An 18,507-nucleotide genomic window follows, 5' to 3' on the forward strand; every position below is an offset into this window, starting at 1 on the left:
CGTATTAACACCTGATACAAATTCGCAAAAATATCTTTTGCCCATGCTGCGCATGACACTTCGCAACCGTGGGAACAAACAGGCAAACTGGCGCTCATCGCACCTGACAAGAGAACCGACAATGCCTCTTTCCAACAAGCCCGCCGACCCGCGTTGTGCTTTGCTGGTGATCGACATGCAGTACGACTTCATGCCCGGCGGACAACTGGCGGTGGCTGACGGCGACGCGTTGCTGCCGTTGATCAATCGTCTGGGCGCGCGTTTTACCCGAGTGATCATTACGCAGGACTGGCATCCTGCCGGGCATATTTCGTTTGCTTCAAGCCACGCTCAGCGCCTGCCGTTCGAGAGCATCACCCTGCCCTACGGCCCGCAAACCCTGTGGCCGGACCATTGCGTGCAAGGCAGCCACGGTGCGCAGTTGCACGCTGATCTTGACCTGCCTCACGCACAACTGATCCTGCGCAAGGGCTGCAATACGCATATCGACAGCTATTCGGCATTTCTGGAGGCAGACCGCACGACCAGCACAGGACTGGCCGGGTATCTGAAAGAGCGCGGCATCGACACGGTATTCGTGGTCGGTCTGGCGCTGGATTTCTGCGTCGCCTGGTCTGCTCAGGATGCACGCAGTGCCGGTTTCAATACGTATGTCATCGAAGATGGCTGTCGCGCCATCGACATGAACGGCTCGCTGGAGAATGCCTGGAAGAACCTCCTGAGCATGGGTGTAGAACGCGTGCAAAGCGCAGATCTGCTGGGCTAGACGGGCGCACCCTGCAACCGGCGCAAACAATCGTTGATACGTCCCGCTGTTAGCGAACGACCGCGCGCGGCGCCTGTCTGAACCATCGGACCGGCAATGCCCGTGCCGATCCCTTTCATCACTGGCGCTGAGGATGTTGTATGGATCACGAAGTAGACGGCAAGACCCTCGGCCTGTCAGCCGAGGAAGAGCGCGAGATTGATGAGAACCAGCCGCCCCGCGCGGCGGTGCTGCACGAAACTATCCGTATTCAGGGCGATCACGAACTGGAGCGCAGTGTTGCCGCCCTCTGGTGGTCGGCACTCGCAGCCGGGCTGACGATGGGCCTGTCGTTGATGGCGATGGGGCTGTTCAAGTCGCGGCTGGAAGGCATACCCGGCAGTCACGTCATCAGCAGCCTTGGCTATTCGGCCGGGTTTCTCGCGGTCATCCTGGCGCGCCAGCAATTGTTCACTGAAAACACTATTACCGCCGTGCTGCCGATCATGAGCAAATTGAACCTGGCCAACATCGGTCGATTGTTTCGGCTCTGGGGTGTGGTATTGGCGGGCAACCTCGCAGGAACGCTGCTGGTGGCGTATGTCATGCTCAATCTGCCGATTTTCGACACCAGTACAGACAAGGCATTTCTGGAGATTGGCCACAAGGTCATGGAAAACGACGTCAGTCAGATGTTTTCCAAGGGCATCGTGTCCGGCTGGATGATCGCAACCATGGTCTGGATGATTGCATCCATGGAAAATGCCAAGATCGCCATCATCATTCTGATCACTTACCTGATGGCGCTCGGCGACTTCACGCACATTGTCGTGGGCTCGGCCGAAGTGTCCTATCTGGTATTTGCCGGAGAGCTGGGCTGGAAGGATTTCTGGTTTACCTTTGCCGGTCCTACATTGGCAGGCAATATCATTGGTGGCAGCTTTATCTTTGCCTTGATCAGCCATGCACAGATCCGCAGCGAAAAAGACACGACCGCCAAACTGGAACGCGATCGTCAGGAAAAGGCAGAAAAAAGCCGCCGGGAAAAGCAGCAGCAAAAGCTCAAGGACGCCGATATCAGCATGCAGAATGACATATGATCCCTATCATTAAACTTTCTTTCAGGAAGCGCAGTGGCTTTTAAAGGCAGAATGAGTTTTTGAACGCACTTATTCAGGCAGGGACCATGACCCGAATTCTGGCAATCGAAGATGATGCCATCACAGCAAAGGAAATCGTGACCGAACTCAGCAACCACGGACTGGAAGTGGACTGGGTGGACAACGGCCGTGACGGTCTTGCACGTGCAGTGAGCGGCGACTATGACTTGATTACTCTGGACCGCATGCTTCCGGAGATGGATGGTCTGACCATCGTCACCCATCTGCGCGCCCAGGGTATATCCACGCCAATCCTGATGATCAGCGCTCTTTCCGACGTGGACGAGCGGGTGCGCGGGCTGCGTGCAGGTGGGGATGATTATCTGCCCAAACCGTTTGCTTCCGACGAAATGGCGGCGCGTGTCGAAGTGCTCCTGCGCCGCAGCAACCCGGTCAGCGCGGGCAAGACAGTGCTACAGGTCGCTGATCTGGAACTGAACCTGATCAGCCGCGAAGCCTGCCGTGGCGGTGAGCCGCTGACCCTGCTGCCCACCGAGTTCAAGCTGCTGGAATTCCTGATGCGTAACAGCGGCCAGATCATCACCCGCATGATGATTTTCCAGGAAGTCTGGGGCTATCACTTTGATCCGGGCACCAACCTGATCGACGTGCACATTGGCCGTCTGCGCAAGAAGATAGACCAACCTGGCACCGCACAGCTGATCCAGACCGTGCGAGGTTCAGGTTATGTTATTGCCGAACCCGTCTAAGGGCTGGCGATCTTCAACAAGCCGATTACTGGCGCTATACAGTTCCCTGTTTGTCGCCTGGAGCGTGATGCTGCTGGGCGTCCTCTACTGGGAGGTCAACTCCTACCTGGACAACCTCGCTCGCCAGTCACTCACTCACCGCCAGCAGCTGTTTTCGCGCTTTGAAGGCCAGGCCCTAGTTGATGCTCTGGCCACCAGCATGACCTTCGATACGCGCGCAGTGGACGCCTATGGCCTGTTCGACCGAAACTTTCGTCCCGTGGCAGGCCCCATCACCCGTGTGCCGAAAAATCTGCCCATCGACGGCCAGATCCATGTACTGAGCGACTGCATCGAATCGGATGACCCGGGCCTGCCGCAAGGCAGCTGTGATGCGATAGTCAACCGAACGTCCGACGGGCGCTGGCTGGTACTGGTGCGCGAGAATGGCTCGTTGCTTGCCGTCAGCACTCTGATCCTGCATGCCTTGCTGTGGGGCATCTCTCTGACCATTATTCCCGGGGTCGCCGGCTGGCATTTGCTGCGCCGCCGCCCGTTGCGCCGCATACGCGCCATTCAGGCCAGCGCCGAATCAATCATCGCCGGCGACATGGCTGGCCGACTGCCGGTCTCGAACAGACGTGATGAGCTGGACATGCTGGCGGTGATCGTCAACGCCATGCTCGACCGTATCGAAAAGCTCATGAACGAGGTCAAGGGCGTCTGCGACAATATCGCCCATGACCTGCGCACGCCACTGACCCGGCTGCGCGCCCAGCTTTATCGCATTCAGCAGCAATCAGCACACGATTCGCCCCATTCCACCCAGATTGCCCAGGTCATCAGTGAAGCAGACACGCTGATGGCGCGTTTCCGTGGGCTGCTGCGCATTTCGGAACTGGAAGACCGCCAGCGACGTTCGGCGTTCGTTGAGCTCGAGCTGCAACCACTGCTGCAGGAACTGCATGATTTCTACCTGCCACTGGCCGAAGAAGACCAGATCACCCTGCTGCTGGACCTGCACGACACATTACCCACGCTGGTAGGCGACCGAGCGCTGCTGTTTGAAGCGCTGACCAACCTGCTGGGAAATGCAATCAAGTTCACCCCTTCCGGCGGGATTGTAAAAATCAGCGCCTACCCCTCCAGCGACGGCATCACGCCGTGCATTGAAGTACAGGACTCTGGGCCCGGCATCCCCGTCGCCGAGCGCGCAGCCGTCTTCCAGCGCTTCTATCGCAGCGAAACCGGCACTGAACAGAGCGGCTTCGGGCTCGGTCTCTCCGTAGTCGCCGCTATCGTCAATCTGCATGGTTTTACGCTGCAAATAGGCATCAGCGAATACGGCGGCGCAAGCTTGTTGCTGGAATGTCGCACCGTAAACACTCTGGCCTGAGATTCAATCGCGATCCCCTGCGCAAAACACTACGTGCCTGCTTTTTGACGAGCTTGAAGCGTCTGGGTCGGTGGTTCCAGAGCTTTCGATAGTTATCTGGCGCAGCCTGCCAAGCGCTAATTTGTAACAATACATTTCAAAAAACGCTGTAGCTTGACCGTTTCAGCGCTCACAAGTTCCACTCAATAAATGCGCTTTTCTGGCTTTATATGACGGTTTTCCCCGAATAAATCACCCCATCGAGCAGATGGCGGTTCTTCGCCTTCCAGGCAAAATGTGAACGAATAGACATTTTTATGACGTCAGCGTCTTGTCGCTTCGCTGGCACTGCGCTATCTATAACCGGGCAAACAAGGTTCCTGCTGCACCGCTTGGCTGCACCCAAAATAATAACTCACCGGATTTCGCCACTAACAAGGCGAGGCTTTGACATGGCTGCCAAAGCAGAGAACGCTGTACTAATTAGTTGGATCAACATCGGCTGGGAGGCTGTTATGGGCGCACAATCAAAGATTTTAAGCGTAGGTCAGTATAAGGTTTACACCGAGACTTACTGGAAAGGCAGCGAGGCCAAGACCATCTTGCTGGTCAACGGTGCGTTATCGACCACCGGCTCTTTCGGGCAGACCGTCAAGTACCTGCAACCGCACTACAACCTCGTGCTATTCGACCTGCCGTTTTCGGGGCAGTCCCGAGCCCACAACCCGGACGACATGATTGTCAGCAAGGAAGATGAAGTAAACATCCTGCTGCAGTTGATCGACCTTTATCAGGTGAACCACCTGCTGTCGGTATCCTGGGGCGGTGTATCGGCCCTACTGGCCCTTTCCGAGTGCCCGCCATCCGTGGAAAAGGCGATCATCAGCTCGTTCTCGCCGGTCCTCAACGAGGCCATGCTCGATTACATCGATAACGCCCAGATCTATCTGGCCGCCCGCGAGAAACGCAAGATCGGCTCACTGCTCAATGACACCGTGGGCAAGTACCTGCCGCGCCTGTTCAAACTTTATAACTACAAGCACCTGATCAGCCTTGCCGAACACGAATATCGCCAGATCGACTTTCACATCAGCCAGATTCGCAAACTAAGGAAGGTCTGAAGTAGCCGGATGTTTTCCGGCTACCGAGTCCTCAGCACTTTTCAAAAAACGATGCATGTCGAAATTTGCTCAATTATCTTCGCTTTTCAGCTCTTTCGGCCGCTGCAAAGCCTTTTGCGGTAACCATTTCCTGCATTACACGCGCACCTCTCCTGCGCTCGCCAACAAATGTCGACGGGCCATCCACAGGTTTGACAGGGCGAACAACGTCACCATCTGCGCGGTGTTCTTGGCCAAGCCCCGAAAGCGCACTTTTTCATAGCCAAACTGGCGTTTGATGACCCGAAACGGATGCTCGACCTTGGCGCGAACCTGGGCCTTGGCCTTCTCGATTTTGCGGATCGCCTTGTACAAAATACTGCGTTTTCCATGCTTTTTGTAAGTGCTGCGGCGGGCGGCAATCTGCCAAATGACCTTGCGCCCAGCGTGTTCTTCGCGCTTCTCGACCCCGGTGTAACCTGCGTCGGCGCAGACTACGTTTTCCTCGCCGTGCAGCAGTTTGGCAACCTGCGTGACGTCTGCCACATTGGCCGCTGTTACTACCACGCTGTGCACCAGGCCTGACTCGTCGTCGGCGCCGATGTGAGCCTTGGCGCCGAAATAGTACTGGTTACCTTTCTTGGTTTGATGCATCTCAGGATCGCGTTTGCCATCCTTGTTCTTGGTCGAACTGGGCGCGTGAATCAGCGTGGCATCGACGATGGTGCCTTGACGCAACGACAAGCCGCGGTCGCCCAGATAACCATTAATTACGCCGAGAATCCCGGTCGCCAACTCGTGCTTTTCCAGCAGACGACGGAAGTTGAGAATGGTGGTTTCGTCTGGAATTCGCTCCAGGCTCAGGCCTGAAAACTGACGCAGGATGGTCGTCTCATACAGCGCTTCTTCCATCGCCGGATCGCTGTAGCCGAACCAGTTCTGCATCAGATGAACACGCAGCATCGCCATCAGTGGGTAGGCGGGCCGGCCACCTTCTCCTTTTGGATAATAGGGCTCAATCAGGGCAATCAAACCTTTCCAGGGCACCACCTGATCCATCTCGATCAGGAACAATTCCTTACGGGTCTGCTTGCGCTTGCCGGCATACTCGGCGTCGGCGAAGGTCATCTGTTTCATCATCGAAAAGCTCGGCGACTGGTGTCCGGAGATTTTGCCAAATTAGGAAGTCTTTTTCAGAGTTTCCCTAAGCGCCACTAACTACGTCGAGCGTTTTTCCTCGATCAAGATTCCGGTGCTGTTCATCAGCGGTGAAAAAGATGAGTACACCACCGTTGAAGATGCGCGGATGTTTTCCAACTACATCGCCAAAAGCAGTTTCAACGTCGTTCCGGACACCGGGCACTTTCTGGACCTTGAGAGCAAGGCGGCGTGGCACCACTCGCAACGCACCGCACTGACGTTCCTGCGCACCGAAGCCACTCAACAGGTGTGGCCAAGCGTCACCGCGATGGCCTGAAACACGCTCGCCTGCGCCCGGGAAGCCGTGCAGCTTTTCCGGCGTGACGCAGTGGTTCACCGGTGTTGGTTTCTTTGATCGGGCAGTGCTATTCGTTGATGACTTTTCCCTTTGCAACGCGCTTGCGTTGGTACTGCCGTGCTACCGGAAATGTCCGGCTATCGCACCTCATACCTGTTCAGCCCGGCCTGGTGCTGGGGTTCATTTCACTGCTCTCGCTCAGCGCTTGTTCCGCAGGGAAACCTGCAGAAAAGGCGCTGGTGCGAGTCGAGGTACAGCCAGTTGCCTTGGTGGACGTCTCAAGCAGTGTGACGCTGACAGGCGATATCCAGGCGCGCAAAGTAACCGAGCAAGCGTTTCGCGTGTCGGGCAAGCTGATCAAACGCTACGTGGATGTCGGGAACCGCGTGCGTGCCGGGCAAGTGCTTGCCAGGCTGGACCCGCAAGAACAGAAGAACGAGCTGGCGTCGGCCAATGCCGAAGTGGCCATGCGACAGTCGCGCTTATACCTCGCCGAACAAAATTACCTGCGTCAGCAGTTACTGCTGCCCAAGGGCTATACCAACCTCAGTGAATACCAGAAGGCACGCTCCGGCCTTGAGAGTGCGCGAGCTGAATTGGCAGCGCTGCAAGCTCAACAGGCCAATGCACGTGATCAAGTCGGTTACACCGAACTGCTCGCAGTAGCTGATGGCGTCATCACTGCACGGCATGCAGAAGAAGGTCAGGTGGTCCAGGCCGCCGCACCGGTGTTCAGTGTCGCTCACGATGGCGAACGCGAGGCCGTATTTTCCGTGTATGAATCGCTGCTGCGCTCCGATCAGACAGGCGCTACGGTGATCATTAGCCCTATCGCTGAACAGGGCCTTCAGTTGACCGGCATCATCAGGGAAATCACGCCCATCGTTTCCGCCGCTAACGGCACATTGCGAGTGCGCGTTGCGCTGCCGGACGTCGCCGTTGCACCTGCACTGGGCTCAGTGGTCAGCGCCCGCCTGCAGGTTCGATCACAACGGGCGTACGCTCTGCCCTGGTCAGCGCTGAGCCGCGCCAAGGGTCAACCGGCAGTCTGGCAGGTGGACGCTCAGGCAAGGGACAAGCTGACGCGGGTCAACGTGCTGCGCTATGAACAGGGCCAGGTGATCGTTTCCGAGGGGCTGTCCGAGGGCGATCGGGTGGTTTCCCGAGGGCTGCAGTTTCTCTACCCGGGGCAACGGGTCGAGATCGCCGAGCGAGTGCCAGTCGAGGTGGCCGTCTCGTTGGCGTCATCGGCACCAGGGCAATGAGCAGCACACCTGCAGAACCACGACCGACACATGCTTGCTGGCTGCTCTGTTTGCTGATCATGACGCTGCCGGGCTGCCGCGACAAACCGCTTCGCGAAGCGGTCGAGCGGCCCGTGCTGTTCACCGAAATTGCCGATCAGCACAGCGCCTCTTATGCACGCTTCGCCGGAGTCATCCAGCCGCAATACGAGGTAGCACTGGGTTTTCGTGTGGCCGGACGACTGGCAACCCGGCATGCAGAGGTCGGTGACCGAGTGTGCAAAGGCGATCTGCTCGCCACGCTGGAGCCAGGCGATCAGCAACATCGTTTCCGTGCCCCCCATGCAGAACTCGGCAGAGCCCGGTCTGCCTGGCAGCAGGCGCGCGATGAGCAAACGCGTTACCAGCAACTCTACGAGCGCGGTATCGGCTCGCGGGCGCGTCTGGACCAGTTGAACAGTGAAGTGCGCACTCAGGACGCACTTCGCAGTCAGGCCAGCATTGCGCTGCAACAAGCTACTGACCATGTGTCCTACACGCGCCTGTCAGCCGAATTCGACGGCCTGATCACCGAATGGCAAGCCGAAGTCGGTCAGGTCATCGCGACCGGTCAGGCAGTGGTCAGCCTTGCGCGTCCGGAAAGCCGCGAAGCGGTGGTCGATTTGCCGCTGGGGGCACTGGATGACAATCAGCGCATCAGGGTGATTTCGCAACTCGATGAGCAAGTCTCAGTGGCCGCAAAAGTCCGCCAGCTTGCACCGCAAATCAACGCCGAAACCCGCACTCAACATGTCCGCCTGGCCTTGCAGCACATGCCCGACAGCTTTCGTCCGGGCTCGACGGTCACGGTCGAAATCAGCGGCGACGCACCGCCGTTTCACGAGCTGCCCGGCAGCGCCGTTGTGGAGCGCGACGGCCTGTCTCAGGTATGGGTCATCGACCCATCGACCTCGACACTCGTTGCGCGCACGGTGCAGGTACTTACGCGCACGGGCTCGAAGGTACGGATCAGCGGCGAGCTGCACGAGGGCGAAAAAGTGGTGACTGCCGGCGTTAACGGCATGCAGTCCGGACAGAAAATACGCATGCAGCGAGAGGTCAGTTTGTGAGGGAGCGTTTCAATCTGTCGGCCTGGGGGCTCAGGCATCGCACGCTGGTCTGGTACATGATGTTCGTTTCACTGCTGATGGGCAGTTGGTCGTTTCTGAATCTGGGCCGCGAGGAAGACCCTTCCTTTGCCATCAAGACCATGGTCATTCAGGCGCGTTGGCCGGGTGCTACGTTGCCCGACACCTTGCAACAGGTCACCGACCGGCTGGAAAAGAAGCTAGAAGAAATCGACGCGCTGGATTACGTGAAAAGCTACACGCTGGCCGGCGAATCGACGCTTTTTGTCTTCCTCAAAAGCGAGACCCGTAGCGCCGACATCCCGGCAGCGTGGTATCAGGTACGCAAGAAGATCAGCGATGTACGCAGCGAATTGCCCAGCGGCATTCAGGGCCCTGCATTCAACGACGAGTTTGGTGATGTGTTCGGCAGTATCTATGCGTTCACCGCTGACGGCCTGTCGTTCCGCCAGTTGCGCGATACGTCGAACAGGTGCGCGCCGATATCCGCAGCGTGCCCAACCTGGGCAAGATCGAGCTGCTCGGTGCCCAGCGCGAAGTCATTTATCTGAATTTTTCGATCCGCAAGCTCGCGGCGTTGGGCATCGATCAGCGCCAGGTGCTGCAAAGCCTGCAAGCGCAAAACTCGGTAACGCCCGCCGGGGTGATTGAGGCAGGCCCGGAACGCATTGCGGTGCGCGCCAGCGGTCAATTCAGCAGTGAAGAAGACCTTGAGGCCGTCGATCTGCGCTTCGGCGAGCGGTTCTTTCGCCTCAGCGATCTGGCGACTATCGAACGCCGCTACGCTGACCCGCCCTCCTCGCTGTTCCGTTTCAACGGCCAACCGGCCATCGGGCTTGCGGTGGCCATGAAGCAAGGCGGCAACATTCAGGCATTCGGTACGCAGTTGCAGCAGCGCATCGACGAGCTGACCACCGAGCTACCGTTGGGCATCGACGTGCATCTGGTGTCCAGCCAGGCCGACGTGGTTGAAAAAGCCATCGGCGGCTTCACCCATGCACTCTTTGAAGCAATCCTGATTGTGTTGGTCGTGAGCTTCATCAGCCTCGGCATTCGCGCAGGTCTGGTGGTGGCCTGTTCGATTCCACTGGTGCTCGCGCTGGTCTTTGTGTTCATGGAGTACAGCGGCATCACCATGCAGCGCATCTCGCTGGGTGCGCTGATCATCGCCTTGGGGCTGTTGGTGGATGACGCAATGATTACCGTCGAAATGATGGTGACCCGTCTGGAAAGCGGCGATTCGTTGCCACAGGCCGCGACCTTCGCCTATACCTCGACGGCCTTCCCGATGCTGACCGGCACGCTGGTGACGGTTGCCGGTTTCGTGCCCATCGGCCTGAATTCCAGTTCAGCGGGCGAATACGTGTTCACCATGTTCGCAGTCATCGCAGTGGCGCTGTTGCTGTCCTGGCTGGTGGCGGTGCTGTTTGCGCCACTGATTGGCGTGCACATTCTCAAGGCGTCGGCGCCGCATGCCGCGCCGGGGCGCTGGATGCGCGGTTTCAGCGGCCTGCTGGTCAAAACCCTGGAGCACCGCTGGTGGGTGATCGGCATCACGTTACTGATGTTCATCGGCTCACTGTTTGCCACCAGAATGCTGCAGAACCAGTTCTTTCCGGACTCCGACCGCCCGGAAATTCTGGTGGATATCTATATGCCGCAAAACGGCTCCATCGAAGGCACACGCCAGACCATGGATCGCTTTGAGGCCAAGCTCAAGAACGATCCCGATGTGCTGCGCTGGAGTTCCTATGTAGGCAAAGGAGCGGTGCGTTTCTACCTGCCACTGGACCAGCAACTGAGCAATCCCTTTTATGGGCAACTGGTGATCGTCAGCCAGCGCGTGATCGCCTGATCGAGCGTCTGCGCCAGCGCCTTCGTGACGATTATGTCGGGGTGGGCGGCTACGTCCAGCCATTGAACATGGTGCCGCCAGTGGGCTGGCCGGTGCAATACCGGGTCAGCGGGCCGGACATCGAACAAGTGCGCAGCCAGGCGATGGCACTGGCGGCCATCCTCGACGCCAACCCGAACATCGGCCAGGTCATCTATGACTGGAACGAGCCGGGCAAAGTGCTGAAGATTGATATCGCGCAGGACAAGGTGCGTCAAGTCGGCCTGTCTTCGGAAGACGTGGCGCAAATCCTCAACAGTATGGTCAGCGGAACGACCATCACTCAGGTGCGCGACAGTACCTACCTGATCGACCTGGTCGCGCGCGCAGAAAACGATGAGCGCAACTCGGTACAAAGCCTCGGCAACCTGCAGATCCCGACACCCAACGGTGCGAGCGTGCCGCTGCTGGCGTTCGCCACGCTCAGCTACGAGCAGGAACAGCCGCTGGTCTGGCGTCGCGACCGGCTGGCGACCATCACCCTTAAAGCCAGCGTGCTCGGAAAACTGCAACCGGCCGCGCTGGTCAGGCAATTAAAACCGGAAGTCGACGCCTTCAGCGCCCGCCTGCCACTGCGTTATTCGCTGGCTACTGGCGGTGCGGTCGAGGCCAGCGCCCGCTCGCAAGGGCCCATATTGAAGGTCGTGCCACTGATGTTGCTGCTGGTGGTGAGCTTTTTGATGATCCAGCTGCACAGTGTCAAAAAACTTCTGCTAGTAGTCAGCGTGGTGCCGCTCGGTCTGATTGGCGTGGTCGCAGCGTTATTGATATCCGGCTATCCGCTGGGCTTCGTCGCGATTCTTGGCGTTCTGGCGCTGATCGGCATCATTATTCGCAATTCGGTGATTCTGGTCACACAGATCGACGAGTTCATCGCTGCCGGTGAGAGTGCCTGGACATCGGTGGTCAAGGCCACCGAACATCGCTGCCGGCCGATTCTGCTGACCGCAGCAGCCGCAAGCCTGGGCATGATCCCGATTGCCCGCGAGGTGTTCTGGGGCCCGATGGCGATCGCCATGATCGGCGGTATCGCCATTGCCACCTTGCTGACGTTGTTTTTTCTGCCTGCGCTGTATGTGGTGAGCTACAGGATCAGGCCGCCTGCGGCTTAGCGGGTCAGATTTCGATTGGCAGAAAATCGAACAGCCCCTGAGGAGCCTCGACCAGCAACATGTTTTTGAGCGGTTCCGGGCATTCAAGCGCCCGGAACTGCTCGACCACACTGGCGTAACTGACCTCTTGCTCATGCTGGGTGTGTGGCCAGTCGCTGCCCCATACCAACCGGCGCGGACCAAAGCTTTGCAGCAGCAGAGGCAATGCAGCGTGGGCAAACGCCGCATTTTGCTCGGCAGTGCCGCCCAATCGATAGATTGCCGAGACTTTCATCCACAGCTGCCCGCTCAGGCCCAATTCCAGCAATGCCTGGAACGCCGGGTCATCAATACCAAGGCGCGCATCGGGCCGACCAAAATGGTCGATCACAATCTTGCAACCGAATGGCAGCAACTGCCGGATCAGCCCCGGCAAGTCCGCAACCTCACGGTGCAGTTCAACATGCCAACCAAGGGTCCAGACGTTCTTGAACAACGACTTCCATTCAGGTGCGGTGAAGTCAGGCAATGCCCTGCCGATGAGGTTCAGGCGAATACCGACAATGCCCAGCCCCGCCATACGCTGCAAGGCACCACGGCTGATATCGGTGTCAACCACCGCCACACCGCGCAACCGATCAGGGGCCTGCGCCAGAGCGTCGAACAGAAATCGGTTATCGGTGCCCAGAAAACTGGGCTGCACCAGTACGCCATGACTCAAACCATGTTCGTGCAGGTGGGCCAGATACGCTTGCACAGTGGCATCGTAGTCCGGGCTGTAACGTCGTCCTGACGTCAGACTCAAATCCTTGCTGAAGACATGAGCATGGGCATCAATGCCCAGGATTGGCGTGGTACAGGGGTCGGTCATGAGTTCATCTGTAGTCAACGCAGTGCCGTAACACCGCGGGTGAAAGGATATTCAAGCCTGCTGCGCTGCGCCCTTATCCAGCGGGTCGGCAGCAATCAGCGTGGCATCAAGATTGCGTCCACGGGTTTCCGGCAGGCAGAAAGCAGCCACCATCGCCACGCCATAGGCAATACCGGCATCGATGCCGATGGCAGTGCCCAGCGACATCGATTCGCTCATATGGCCCACCAGAAACGGGAACACAGCCGACAATACGCGCCCGAAGTTGTAACAGAAGCCAACCCCTGCCCCACGTACGTCTGCCGGGTACAACTCGTTGAAAAACGAACCCAGGCTGGCCGGAATGCCAGCGGCGAAGAACCCCAGCGGAAAGCCAAGAAACAGCATTTGCGTGTTGCTCAGCGGCAGCATCAGATAGCACTGCACCGTGACCACGCAGCACAGCGCGAACAGCATGATGTTCTTGCGTCGGCCAATGCGGTCGATCAACAGACCGCTGCATACGCAACCGCACCAGAATGCAACGATAATGACCGCCAGATAGCCGCCGGAGCTCAGCACTGACAGGTTACGTTCGGTCTTCAGAAAGGTGGGCAGCCACGTCATGACCGCGTGATAACCGCCGTGCGCACCAAGGCCCAGCAAGCCGCCAAGCAAAGTGACGCGCAATAATTCGGGGCGAAAGATTCCGCCCATCGACTTGAAGAAATTACCCTTCGGCGCAGCGTTTTTCTGCATGCGCTGGAAGCTGTCCGGCTCCTCGACGTTGCGGCGCACCCAGATAATCATCAGTGCCGGCAGCAGGCCGACGAAAAACATTACCCGCCAGGCAATATCCTCCGGCACAAACGAATAGATCAGGGTAAACAACACCACCGCCAGCCCCCAGCCGACAGCCCAGGCGCTTTGCACCGTTGCCATCACCTTGCCGCGGTAGCGCGACTGGATCGTCTCGGCCATCAACACCGCGCCCGCCGCCCACTCACCGCCGATGCCAAAGCCCTGCAGCGCTTTGATGATCAATAACTGATTGAAGCCGGTCACGAAGGCAGACAGAAAGGTGAAGAAGGAAAACCACAGGATCATCCATTGCAACGTGCGAACCCGGCCATAGCGATCCGACAACGTTCCGCCGACCCAGCCACCCAGTGCCGACGTCACCAACGTCACGGCGCTGATCAGCCCTGCGTCGCCTTTGGTCAGGGCAAAGGCGGCAATCAAGGCCGGAATGGCCAGACCGAACATCTGCACTTCCAGAGCGTCCAGCGACCAGCCGCCGAAACAGGCCCAGAAGGTCTTGCGCTCCTTGGGAGTGACTTCGCGATACCAGTTGAACATGGCTTCCTATCCTTATGAGCGTTGAATGAGTCGGGGTGATTGCAGTGCGATCAGCGAATTTCCACGCTGTAGCGGAAATGGCTGGCGTGCCCTCGTGAACGTCGCCACTCCAGAGGTTCACCGGCGTAATTACGCGCCAGTCGTTCAATGACCACTACCGGGCTGCCGGCCGAAACCTGCAGCAACCGGCCGTACACCTCGTTGACCGCTTCAGCCGTCAGGCTCTCTTGCGCATAAGCCACAACCTGACCGCAAGCCTCTTCATAGATCGGATAAAGCAACGGCCCCTGGGTATCGAGATCCAGATCCAGCAACGCCTGGAAGCGGATCCGAGGCAGCCAGATTTCTTCAGCCAGCACCGGCTGACCATCCAGCAAGCGCAGCCGGATCATCCGAATGACCGGTGCATTGGCCACCAGGCCCAGCGCCTGACTGACCGCTGAAGGCGCAGACACAGGCTCTATTGATAAAATCCGGCTTTCCGGTACACGGCGCTCACCCGCTTCGGTCTGAAAACGGAAAAAACGAAACAGCGACGACTGAAACCTGGCACGCCGAATAAACGTGCCACGCCCCTGCTGGCGCTCCAGAACGTTGTCGCTGACCAGCAGATCGATGGCCTTGCGCACGGTGCCGGTGGACAGGCAATACTCAGCGGACAGCGCCGCTTCAGTAGGAATGGCTTCACCCGGACGCCAACGATTATTGGCAATCTGTTCGGCCAGACTGTCGCGCAGGCGTTGATAAAGCGGAAGGCGTTCGTCGCTGGAGAGCTTGTTCATTGTTGTAGTTATCCAGTCATATATATGAATATTTGAGCGGATTATTGGCACGTCGCCGTTGGGCGTCAAGGGCCGATAGTCAGCACGTCAGATCGGAGATATGAGTTCAAAAGGTTTCTTGGTGGTGCGGAAATAGCCGGGTCAACGCTGTCGAGCACGCTGGATGCCGATAATTACATTCACCAAAACAGGAGAAAAGGGCTGAAGCAACTGCTGAGCATTTACCTCCAGCAGGTCGTTTCTTAGCAGATCGAGAACCTCATCCTCCTCAGTAAACAGCTCAGCAGGGTCAATGCTGCAAGAAAACAGCAGCGCATCAATCATCTGCTTGCGCTCTCCCACAAGACCCCGGTTCGATTCATGGGTATCGCCTAAATTGAGCACGTTGATACTTGCGCACGCCCGGGGCGTGGTGCCTGCCACAAGACCGGAAAGCTCAAACTGCAGCTCTTTTTCACATTCGATCATCAGCGGTGTAAGCGGCAGAGTCTGATGGCCATGAGCGGCGTCACACCGCCCCGCTTTGGTGCAGCTCGCGACAATGTTGCCGAAATCCAGAGTGCGATGCGGTGCTAGATGCTGCGCTTCAACATGTTCATTGCAGGCACTGCCTTTCTCTGCGGTGATCCTGCAGCAGCAATAGGCGCACAAGCCATGCTGCTCAGTGACACAGGCGTGGCGAATGGCATCCTTGATATCTTCATGCCCCACCAGGTCGCCGTATTTCTTTCCCTTGTTCGCGCGCTTCCATTTTTCCAGCACCGCGAGACTTCCCTTTTCAATCTTTCTCACGGCGCACTTCCAGCTTACGAATCAGCAGCGAAGCTTTCGCCAATTCGATGTGATTTGCAGGTAACTCGTCAGCCAACTCTGTGTAGAGAGTACGAGCTTCATCGAGCTCTCCTCTCATCAAAAAGTGCTGCAGTTTATCCAGAGCTGTTTGAATCTCCTCATTTCGAATATCAGTGTCCATGACACTCGACAGCACCTGATTGGCATCAAGACCATAAAGACTGTCCTGCTCACGTAACTCGCCATCGTCCATGACGTACACCAGCACATCCTTGCTGTCGCTGATGACCAACGGCGAATGGGTGGTCAGGAGGAACTGGCAATTGGGGAACGTTGTAGTGAGTTGGGCGATGAGACTGCGTTGCCATTTGGGGTGCAGGTGCAGATCAACTTCGTCGATCAGGACGATTCCATTGCCGTGCAATGGGTTTTCCAGCGCCGGGTTCATCATGGCGAGGCGTCTGGCGATGTCGCCGACGAGCGCCATCATCGACTTTTCGCCTTGGGACAGCTGGGATACGTTTAGCGTCTTGCCTTCTTTATCAATAGCCATGTGCAAGCGCGGCTTACGCCTGACACGCAGTTTTGTTAAGCCTGGCATGAACGCCTCAACCGCAGTTCTGACCGCAGTCAGCTGGCGGTCACGTGAAGAGGCATGCTCCCTGGTCAGCACTTTCCAGAGTTCTGTATCAATCAAGATCTTTTGAGACAGCTCATTCAGCAACTCTGTCGAGATACCCGTTTCATTCTCGCTGTCTTCGCGCTCCCGAAACCACTCGAAAAAGCGGCGAAAATCCACGCCACGCCCCAAGGCGTTGTCGTAGCCGTCGAGTTGATCAAAGGTATGTCTGGCGAGGACTTTGAGCGGTATCTCGATGACAGAGCGCTCGACGGGGTAGAAAGCCAGAAGAGGAAGAGACGTATCACTTTTTTCAGTCAACTTTGAGCGATAGCCATCAGCAAGTCTGTTGAGCTCGCTTAATACTGTGGATGAGGTGGCGTTTCGGCCTTTCCGAGTAGCGGTTATTGCCCATTCAGATTCAAGTGGATTGATCTCGTCATCCGAAATCAACACATCCTCTATCCGAATGGTAATCGAGGATGTAGCGGTGCCGTTCTGAACCATATCCTCATCGATACGACTGCCAGCACCTTTCGGCGTCCTGACTCTCGCTACCAGCCAGCTCAACGATGTAGCGACAGACTTGAGCAGCGTAGTCTTCCCCGCCCCATTATTGCCGACCAGTACGGTCACCTTCGACGCGTGTCTTTCGGTAGGCGCCAGAGCGACTTCCAGATCGCTGAAACGCCCAACGTTAACAAGCTTGAAGCTTTTGATTTCCATGAAGGTCTCTGAGGGGATTGATACAGAACACACTGACGGTCGGCATTATGGCACTCCTGCACGCTCCGTGAAGACCTCGCCATAAAACGACTTACATCAAATCATCATTCCTGGAAATATCCTGTATCAACTCGCCGCACCTACTTAATCCCCGACAAAACCGTTAGCCTGCTTGCCATCAGTCAAAAACCCGCCTGACAGATGCGCCTCGCGTGCCTGTCAGGTATACGCTCAAGCGAGAATCTTCATGCCCCACTCGTCCCACGCGGCGCACAAAGCCGTGAGCATGACCCCGGCCATGGTCATGCTGTTTGCCTTCTGCTGCGGCGCGATTGTCGCCAACATCTACTATGCGCAGCCGATCATCGAGCTGATTGCCCCGGACATCGGGCTGTCGAGTACGGCGGCGAGTCTGATCGTTTCGTTAACGCAGATCGGTTATGCGCTGGGCTTGTTCTTTCTGGTGCCACTGGGGGATTTGCTGGAGAACCGCAGGCTGATGCTGATCACCACTGCGGTTGCGGTGCTCAGCCTGCTGGGCGCTGCTTTTGCCGAGCAGCCGAATCTGTTTCTGCTGGTGTCGCTGCTGGTGGGTTTCAGTTCGGTGTCGGTGCAGATGCTGATCCCGCTGGCGGCGCATCTGGCACCGGAAGAATCCCGCGGCAGAGTGGTGGGCGGAATCATGGGCGGGCTGTTGCTGGGGATTCTGCTGGCGCGGCCGATTGCCAGTCTGGTGGCCGACTATTTCGGCTGGCGCGCAGTGTTCGGGGCAGCTGCCGTGGTGATGATCGGTATCAGTGTGGTGCTGGCAACCACCATGCCCAAACGCGTTCCGGATCATCGTGCATCCTACGGCCAGTTGCTGTTTTCGCTCTGGACGCTTTTGCGCACCCAGCCGGTGCTGCGCCAGCGGGCTTTTTATCAGGCATGTATGTTCGCGACTTTCAGTCTGTTCTGGACCGCCGTACCTCTGGAGCTGTCACGCAATCACGGGCTGTCGCAAAGCCAGATCGCGATCTTTGCCCTGATCGGCGCAATCGGTGCCATTGCGGCCCCCATCAGCGGCCGCCTGGCAGACGCCGGTTACACCCGCATCGCGTCTTTGGGCGCACTTCTGTTCGGTGCACTGAGCTTTCTTCCGGGCCTTATTCATCCTGCCTACAGCGTGATAGGCCTTGCGGTAACGGGCGTGGTGCTGGATTTCTGCGTGCAGACCAGCATGGTGTTGGGCCAGCGAACCGTCTATGCACTGGATGCCGCCAGCCGCAGCCGGCTCAACGCCCTGTACATGACCAGCATTTTCATCGGTGGCGCGATTGGCTCGGCGGTGGCCAGCCCGTTGTTTGATCATGGCGGCTGGACCTGGGTGCTGATCGCAGGCACGGTGCTGCCGTTGACTGCCTTGCTGGCGCTGCTCAGGGATCGATCCAGACAGAATGCGTAAACGCTGCACTTT

The 18,507-nt window shown here is 57.8% G+C and carries 13 protein-coding genes and 3 pseudogenes; 10 read left to right on the forward strand and 6 right to left on the reverse strand.

Going from position 1 to position 18,507, the window contains the following annotated elements; translation table 11 throughout:
• Positions 1-121: 121 nt before the first annotated feature.
• From pncA to LJU29_RS16285, 5 genes and pseudogenes are all read left to right on the forward strand, one after another.
• On the forward strand, positions 122-766 hold the full coding sequence (pncA, locus tag LJU29_RS16265; RefSeq protein ID WP_122322905.1) for a bifunctional nicotinamidase/pyrazinamidase: 645 nt from the start codon (positions 122-124) through the stop codon (positions 764-766).
• A 140-nt stretch (positions 767-906) separates the two neighbouring features.
• Entirely contained in the window at positions 907-1,845 is a 939-nt protein-coding gene (locus LJU29_RS16270; RefSeq protein WP_257110940.1) for a formate/nitrite transporter family protein, read from the forward strand.
• An 86-nt stretch (positions 1,846-1,931) separates the two neighbouring features.
• Positions 1,932-2,615, forward strand: a complete 684-nt coding sequence (locus LJU29_RS16275) for a response regulator transcription factor (protein WP_004661386.1) — start codon at positions 1,932-1,934, stop codon at positions 2,613-2,615.
• Entirely contained in the window at positions 2,593-3,990 is a 1,398-nt protein-coding gene (locus LJU29_RS16280) for a sensor histidine kinase (RefSeq protein ID WP_016981055.1), read from the forward strand. The genes LJU29_RS16275 and LJU29_RS16280 overlap by 23 nt, the downstream gene beginning before the upstream one ends.
• A 431-nt stretch (positions 3,991-4,421) precedes the next feature.
• Positions 4,422-5,078, forward strand: a pseudogene (locus LJU29_RS16285) (alpha/beta fold hydrolase); the annotation flags it as partial.
• Between the two features lie 147 nt (positions 5,079-5,225).
• On the opposite strand, the gene LJU29_RS16290 reads toward LJU29_RS16285, so the two are convergent.
• The gene (locus tag LJU29_RS16290) at positions 5,226-6,206 is read right to left on the reverse strand and encodes an IS5-like element ISPsy2 family transposase (protein ID WP_054078085.1); all 981 of its coding nucleotides are present in this window, start codon (positions 6,204-6,206) and stop codon (positions 5,226-5,228) included.
• Between the two features lie 64 nt (positions 6,207-6,270).
• Here LJU29_RS16290 and LJU29_RS16295 point away from each other — a divergent pair.
• The 4 genes and pseudogenes from LJU29_RS16295 to LJU29_RS16310 all read left to right on the forward strand — a co-directional run.
• Positions 6,271-6,546: pseudogene (locus tag LJU29_RS16295) on the forward strand (alpha/beta fold hydrolase); the annotation flags it as partial.
• A 98-nt stretch (positions 6,547-6,644) separates the two neighbouring features.
• The gene (locus tag LJU29_RS16300) at positions 6,645-7,832 is read left to right on the forward strand and encodes an efflux RND transporter periplasmic adaptor subunit (protein ID WP_122322931.1); all 1,188 of its coding nucleotides are present in this window, start codon (positions 6,645-6,647) and stop codon (positions 7,830-7,832) included.
• Positions 7,829-8,920: an efflux RND transporter periplasmic adaptor subunit gene (locus tag LJU29_RS16305; RefSeq protein ID WP_057454571.1), complete on the forward strand. Its 1,092-nt coding sequence runs from the start codon at positions 7,829-7,831 to the stop codon at positions 8,918-8,920. Before LJU29_RS16300 ends, LJU29_RS16305 begins: the two co-directional genes overlap by 4 nt.
• A pseudogene (locus LJU29_RS16310) lies at positions 8,917-11,944 on the forward strand (efflux RND transporter permease subunit). The gene LJU29_RS16305 and the pseudogene LJU29_RS16310 overlap by 4 nt, the downstream one beginning before the upstream one ends.
• Before the next feature lie 4 nt (positions 11,945-11,948).
• Here the strand turns inward: LJU29_RS16310 and LJU29_RS16315 are convergent.
• The 5 genes from LJU29_RS16315 to LJU29_RS16335 all read right to left on the reverse strand — a co-directional run bounded on the left by LJU29_RS16315 (position 11,949) and on the right by LJU29_RS16335 (position 17,051).
• Positions 11,949-12,794: an amidohydrolase family protein gene (locus tag LJU29_RS16315; RefSeq protein WP_054995276.1), complete on the reverse strand. Its 846-nt coding sequence runs from the start codon at positions 12,792-12,794 to the stop codon at positions 11,949-11,951.
• Between the two features lie 51 nt (positions 12,795-12,845).
• A complete protein-coding gene (locus tag LJU29_RS16320; RefSeq protein ID WP_257110941.1) occupies positions 12,846-14,132 on the reverse strand; it encodes an MFS transporter in 1,287 nt (428 codons plus the stop codon).
• 50 nt (positions 14,133-14,182) lie between these two features.
• Positions 14,183-14,914 carry a GntR family transcriptional regulator gene (locus LJU29_RS16325; protein ID WP_005755700.1) on the reverse strand — a complete coding sequence of 244 codons (732 nt, stop codon included), beginning with the start codon at positions 14,912-14,914 and terminating at the stop codon, positions 14,183-14,185.
• Between the two features lie 141 nt (positions 14,915-15,055).
• Positions 15,056-15,706, reverse strand: a complete 651-nt coding sequence (locus LJU29_RS16330) for an HNH endonuclease family protein (RefSeq protein ID WP_005755699.1) — start codon at positions 15,704-15,706, stop codon at positions 15,056-15,058.
• Positions 15,693-17,051, reverse strand: coding sequence for an AAA family ATPase (locus LJU29_RS16335; RefSeq protein WP_005755698.1), 1,359 nt, complete (start codon positions 17,049-17,051; stop codon positions 15,693-15,695). The genes LJU29_RS16330 and LJU29_RS16335 overlap by 14 nt, the downstream gene beginning before the upstream one ends.
• Positions 17,052-17,298: 247 nt before the next feature.
• Here LJU29_RS16335 and LJU29_RS16340 point away from each other — a divergent pair, with 247 nt between their 5' ends.
• A complete protein-coding gene (locus LJU29_RS16340; RefSeq protein WP_057454574.1) occupies positions 17,299-18,495 on the forward strand; it encodes an MFS transporter in 1,197 nt (398 codons plus the stop codon).
• The last annotated feature ends 12 nt before the right edge of the window (positions 18,496-18,507 follow it).

This window comes from Pseudomonas ficuserectae (assembly GCF_024584585.1).
Classification (GTDB): domain Bacteria; phylum Pseudomonadota; class Gammaproteobacteria; order Pseudomonadales; family Pseudomonadaceae; genus Aquipseudomonas; species Aquipseudomonas amygdali.

What these genes read in the sequence shown, in the direction of transcription:
- LJU29_RS16300 (WP_122322931.1), top strand. Translation starts at nt 6,645, where the DNA reads ATGACTTTTCCCTTTGCAACGCGCTTGCGTTGGTACTGCCGTGCTACC.
- LJU29_RS16320 (WP_257110941.1), bottom strand. Translation starts at nt 14,132, where the DNA reads ATGTTCAACTGGTATCGCGAAGTCACTCCCAAGGAGCGCAAGACCTTC.
- LJU29_RS16275 (WP_004661386.1), top strand. Translation starts at nt 1,932, where the DNA reads ATGACCCGAATTCTGGCAATCGAAGATGATGCCATCACAGCAAAGGAA.
- LJU29_RS16270 (WP_257110940.1), top strand. Translation starts at nt 907, where the DNA reads ATGGATCACGAAGTAGACGGCAAGACCCTCGGCCTGTCAGCCGAGGAA.
- LJU29_RS16335 (WP_005755698.1), bottom strand. Translation starts at nt 17,051, where the DNA reads ATGGAAATCAAAAGCTTCAAGCTTGTTAACGTTGGGCGTTTCAGCGAT.
- LJU29_RS16280 (WP_016981055.1), top strand. Translation starts at nt 2,593, where the DNA reads ATGTTATTGCCGAACCCGTCTAAGGGCTGGCGATCTTCAACAAGCCGA.
- pncA (WP_122322905.1), top strand. Translation starts at nt 122, where the DNA reads ATGCCTCTTTCCAACAAGCCCGCCGACCCGCGTTGTGCTTTGCTGGTG.
- LJU29_RS16305 (WP_057454571.1), top strand. Translation starts at nt 7,829, where the DNA reads ATGAGCAGCACACCTGCAGAACCACGACCGACACATGCTTGCTGGCTG.
- LJU29_RS16340 (WP_057454574.1), top strand. Translation starts at nt 17,299, where the DNA reads ATGCCCCACTCGTCCCACGCGGCGCACAAAGCCGTGAGCATGACCCCG.
- LJU29_RS16325 (WP_005755700.1), bottom strand. Translation starts at nt 14,914, where the DNA reads ATGAACAAGCTCTCCAGCGACGAACGCCTTCCGCTTTATCAACGCCTG.
- LJU29_RS16315 (WP_054995276.1), bottom strand. Translation starts at nt 12,794, where the DNA reads ATGACCGACCCCTGTACCACGCCAATCCTGGGCATTGATGCCCATGCT.
- LJU29_RS16290 (WP_054078085.1), bottom strand. Translation starts at nt 6,206, where the DNA reads ATGAAACAGATGACCTTCGCCGACGCCGAGTATGCCGGCAAGCGCAAG.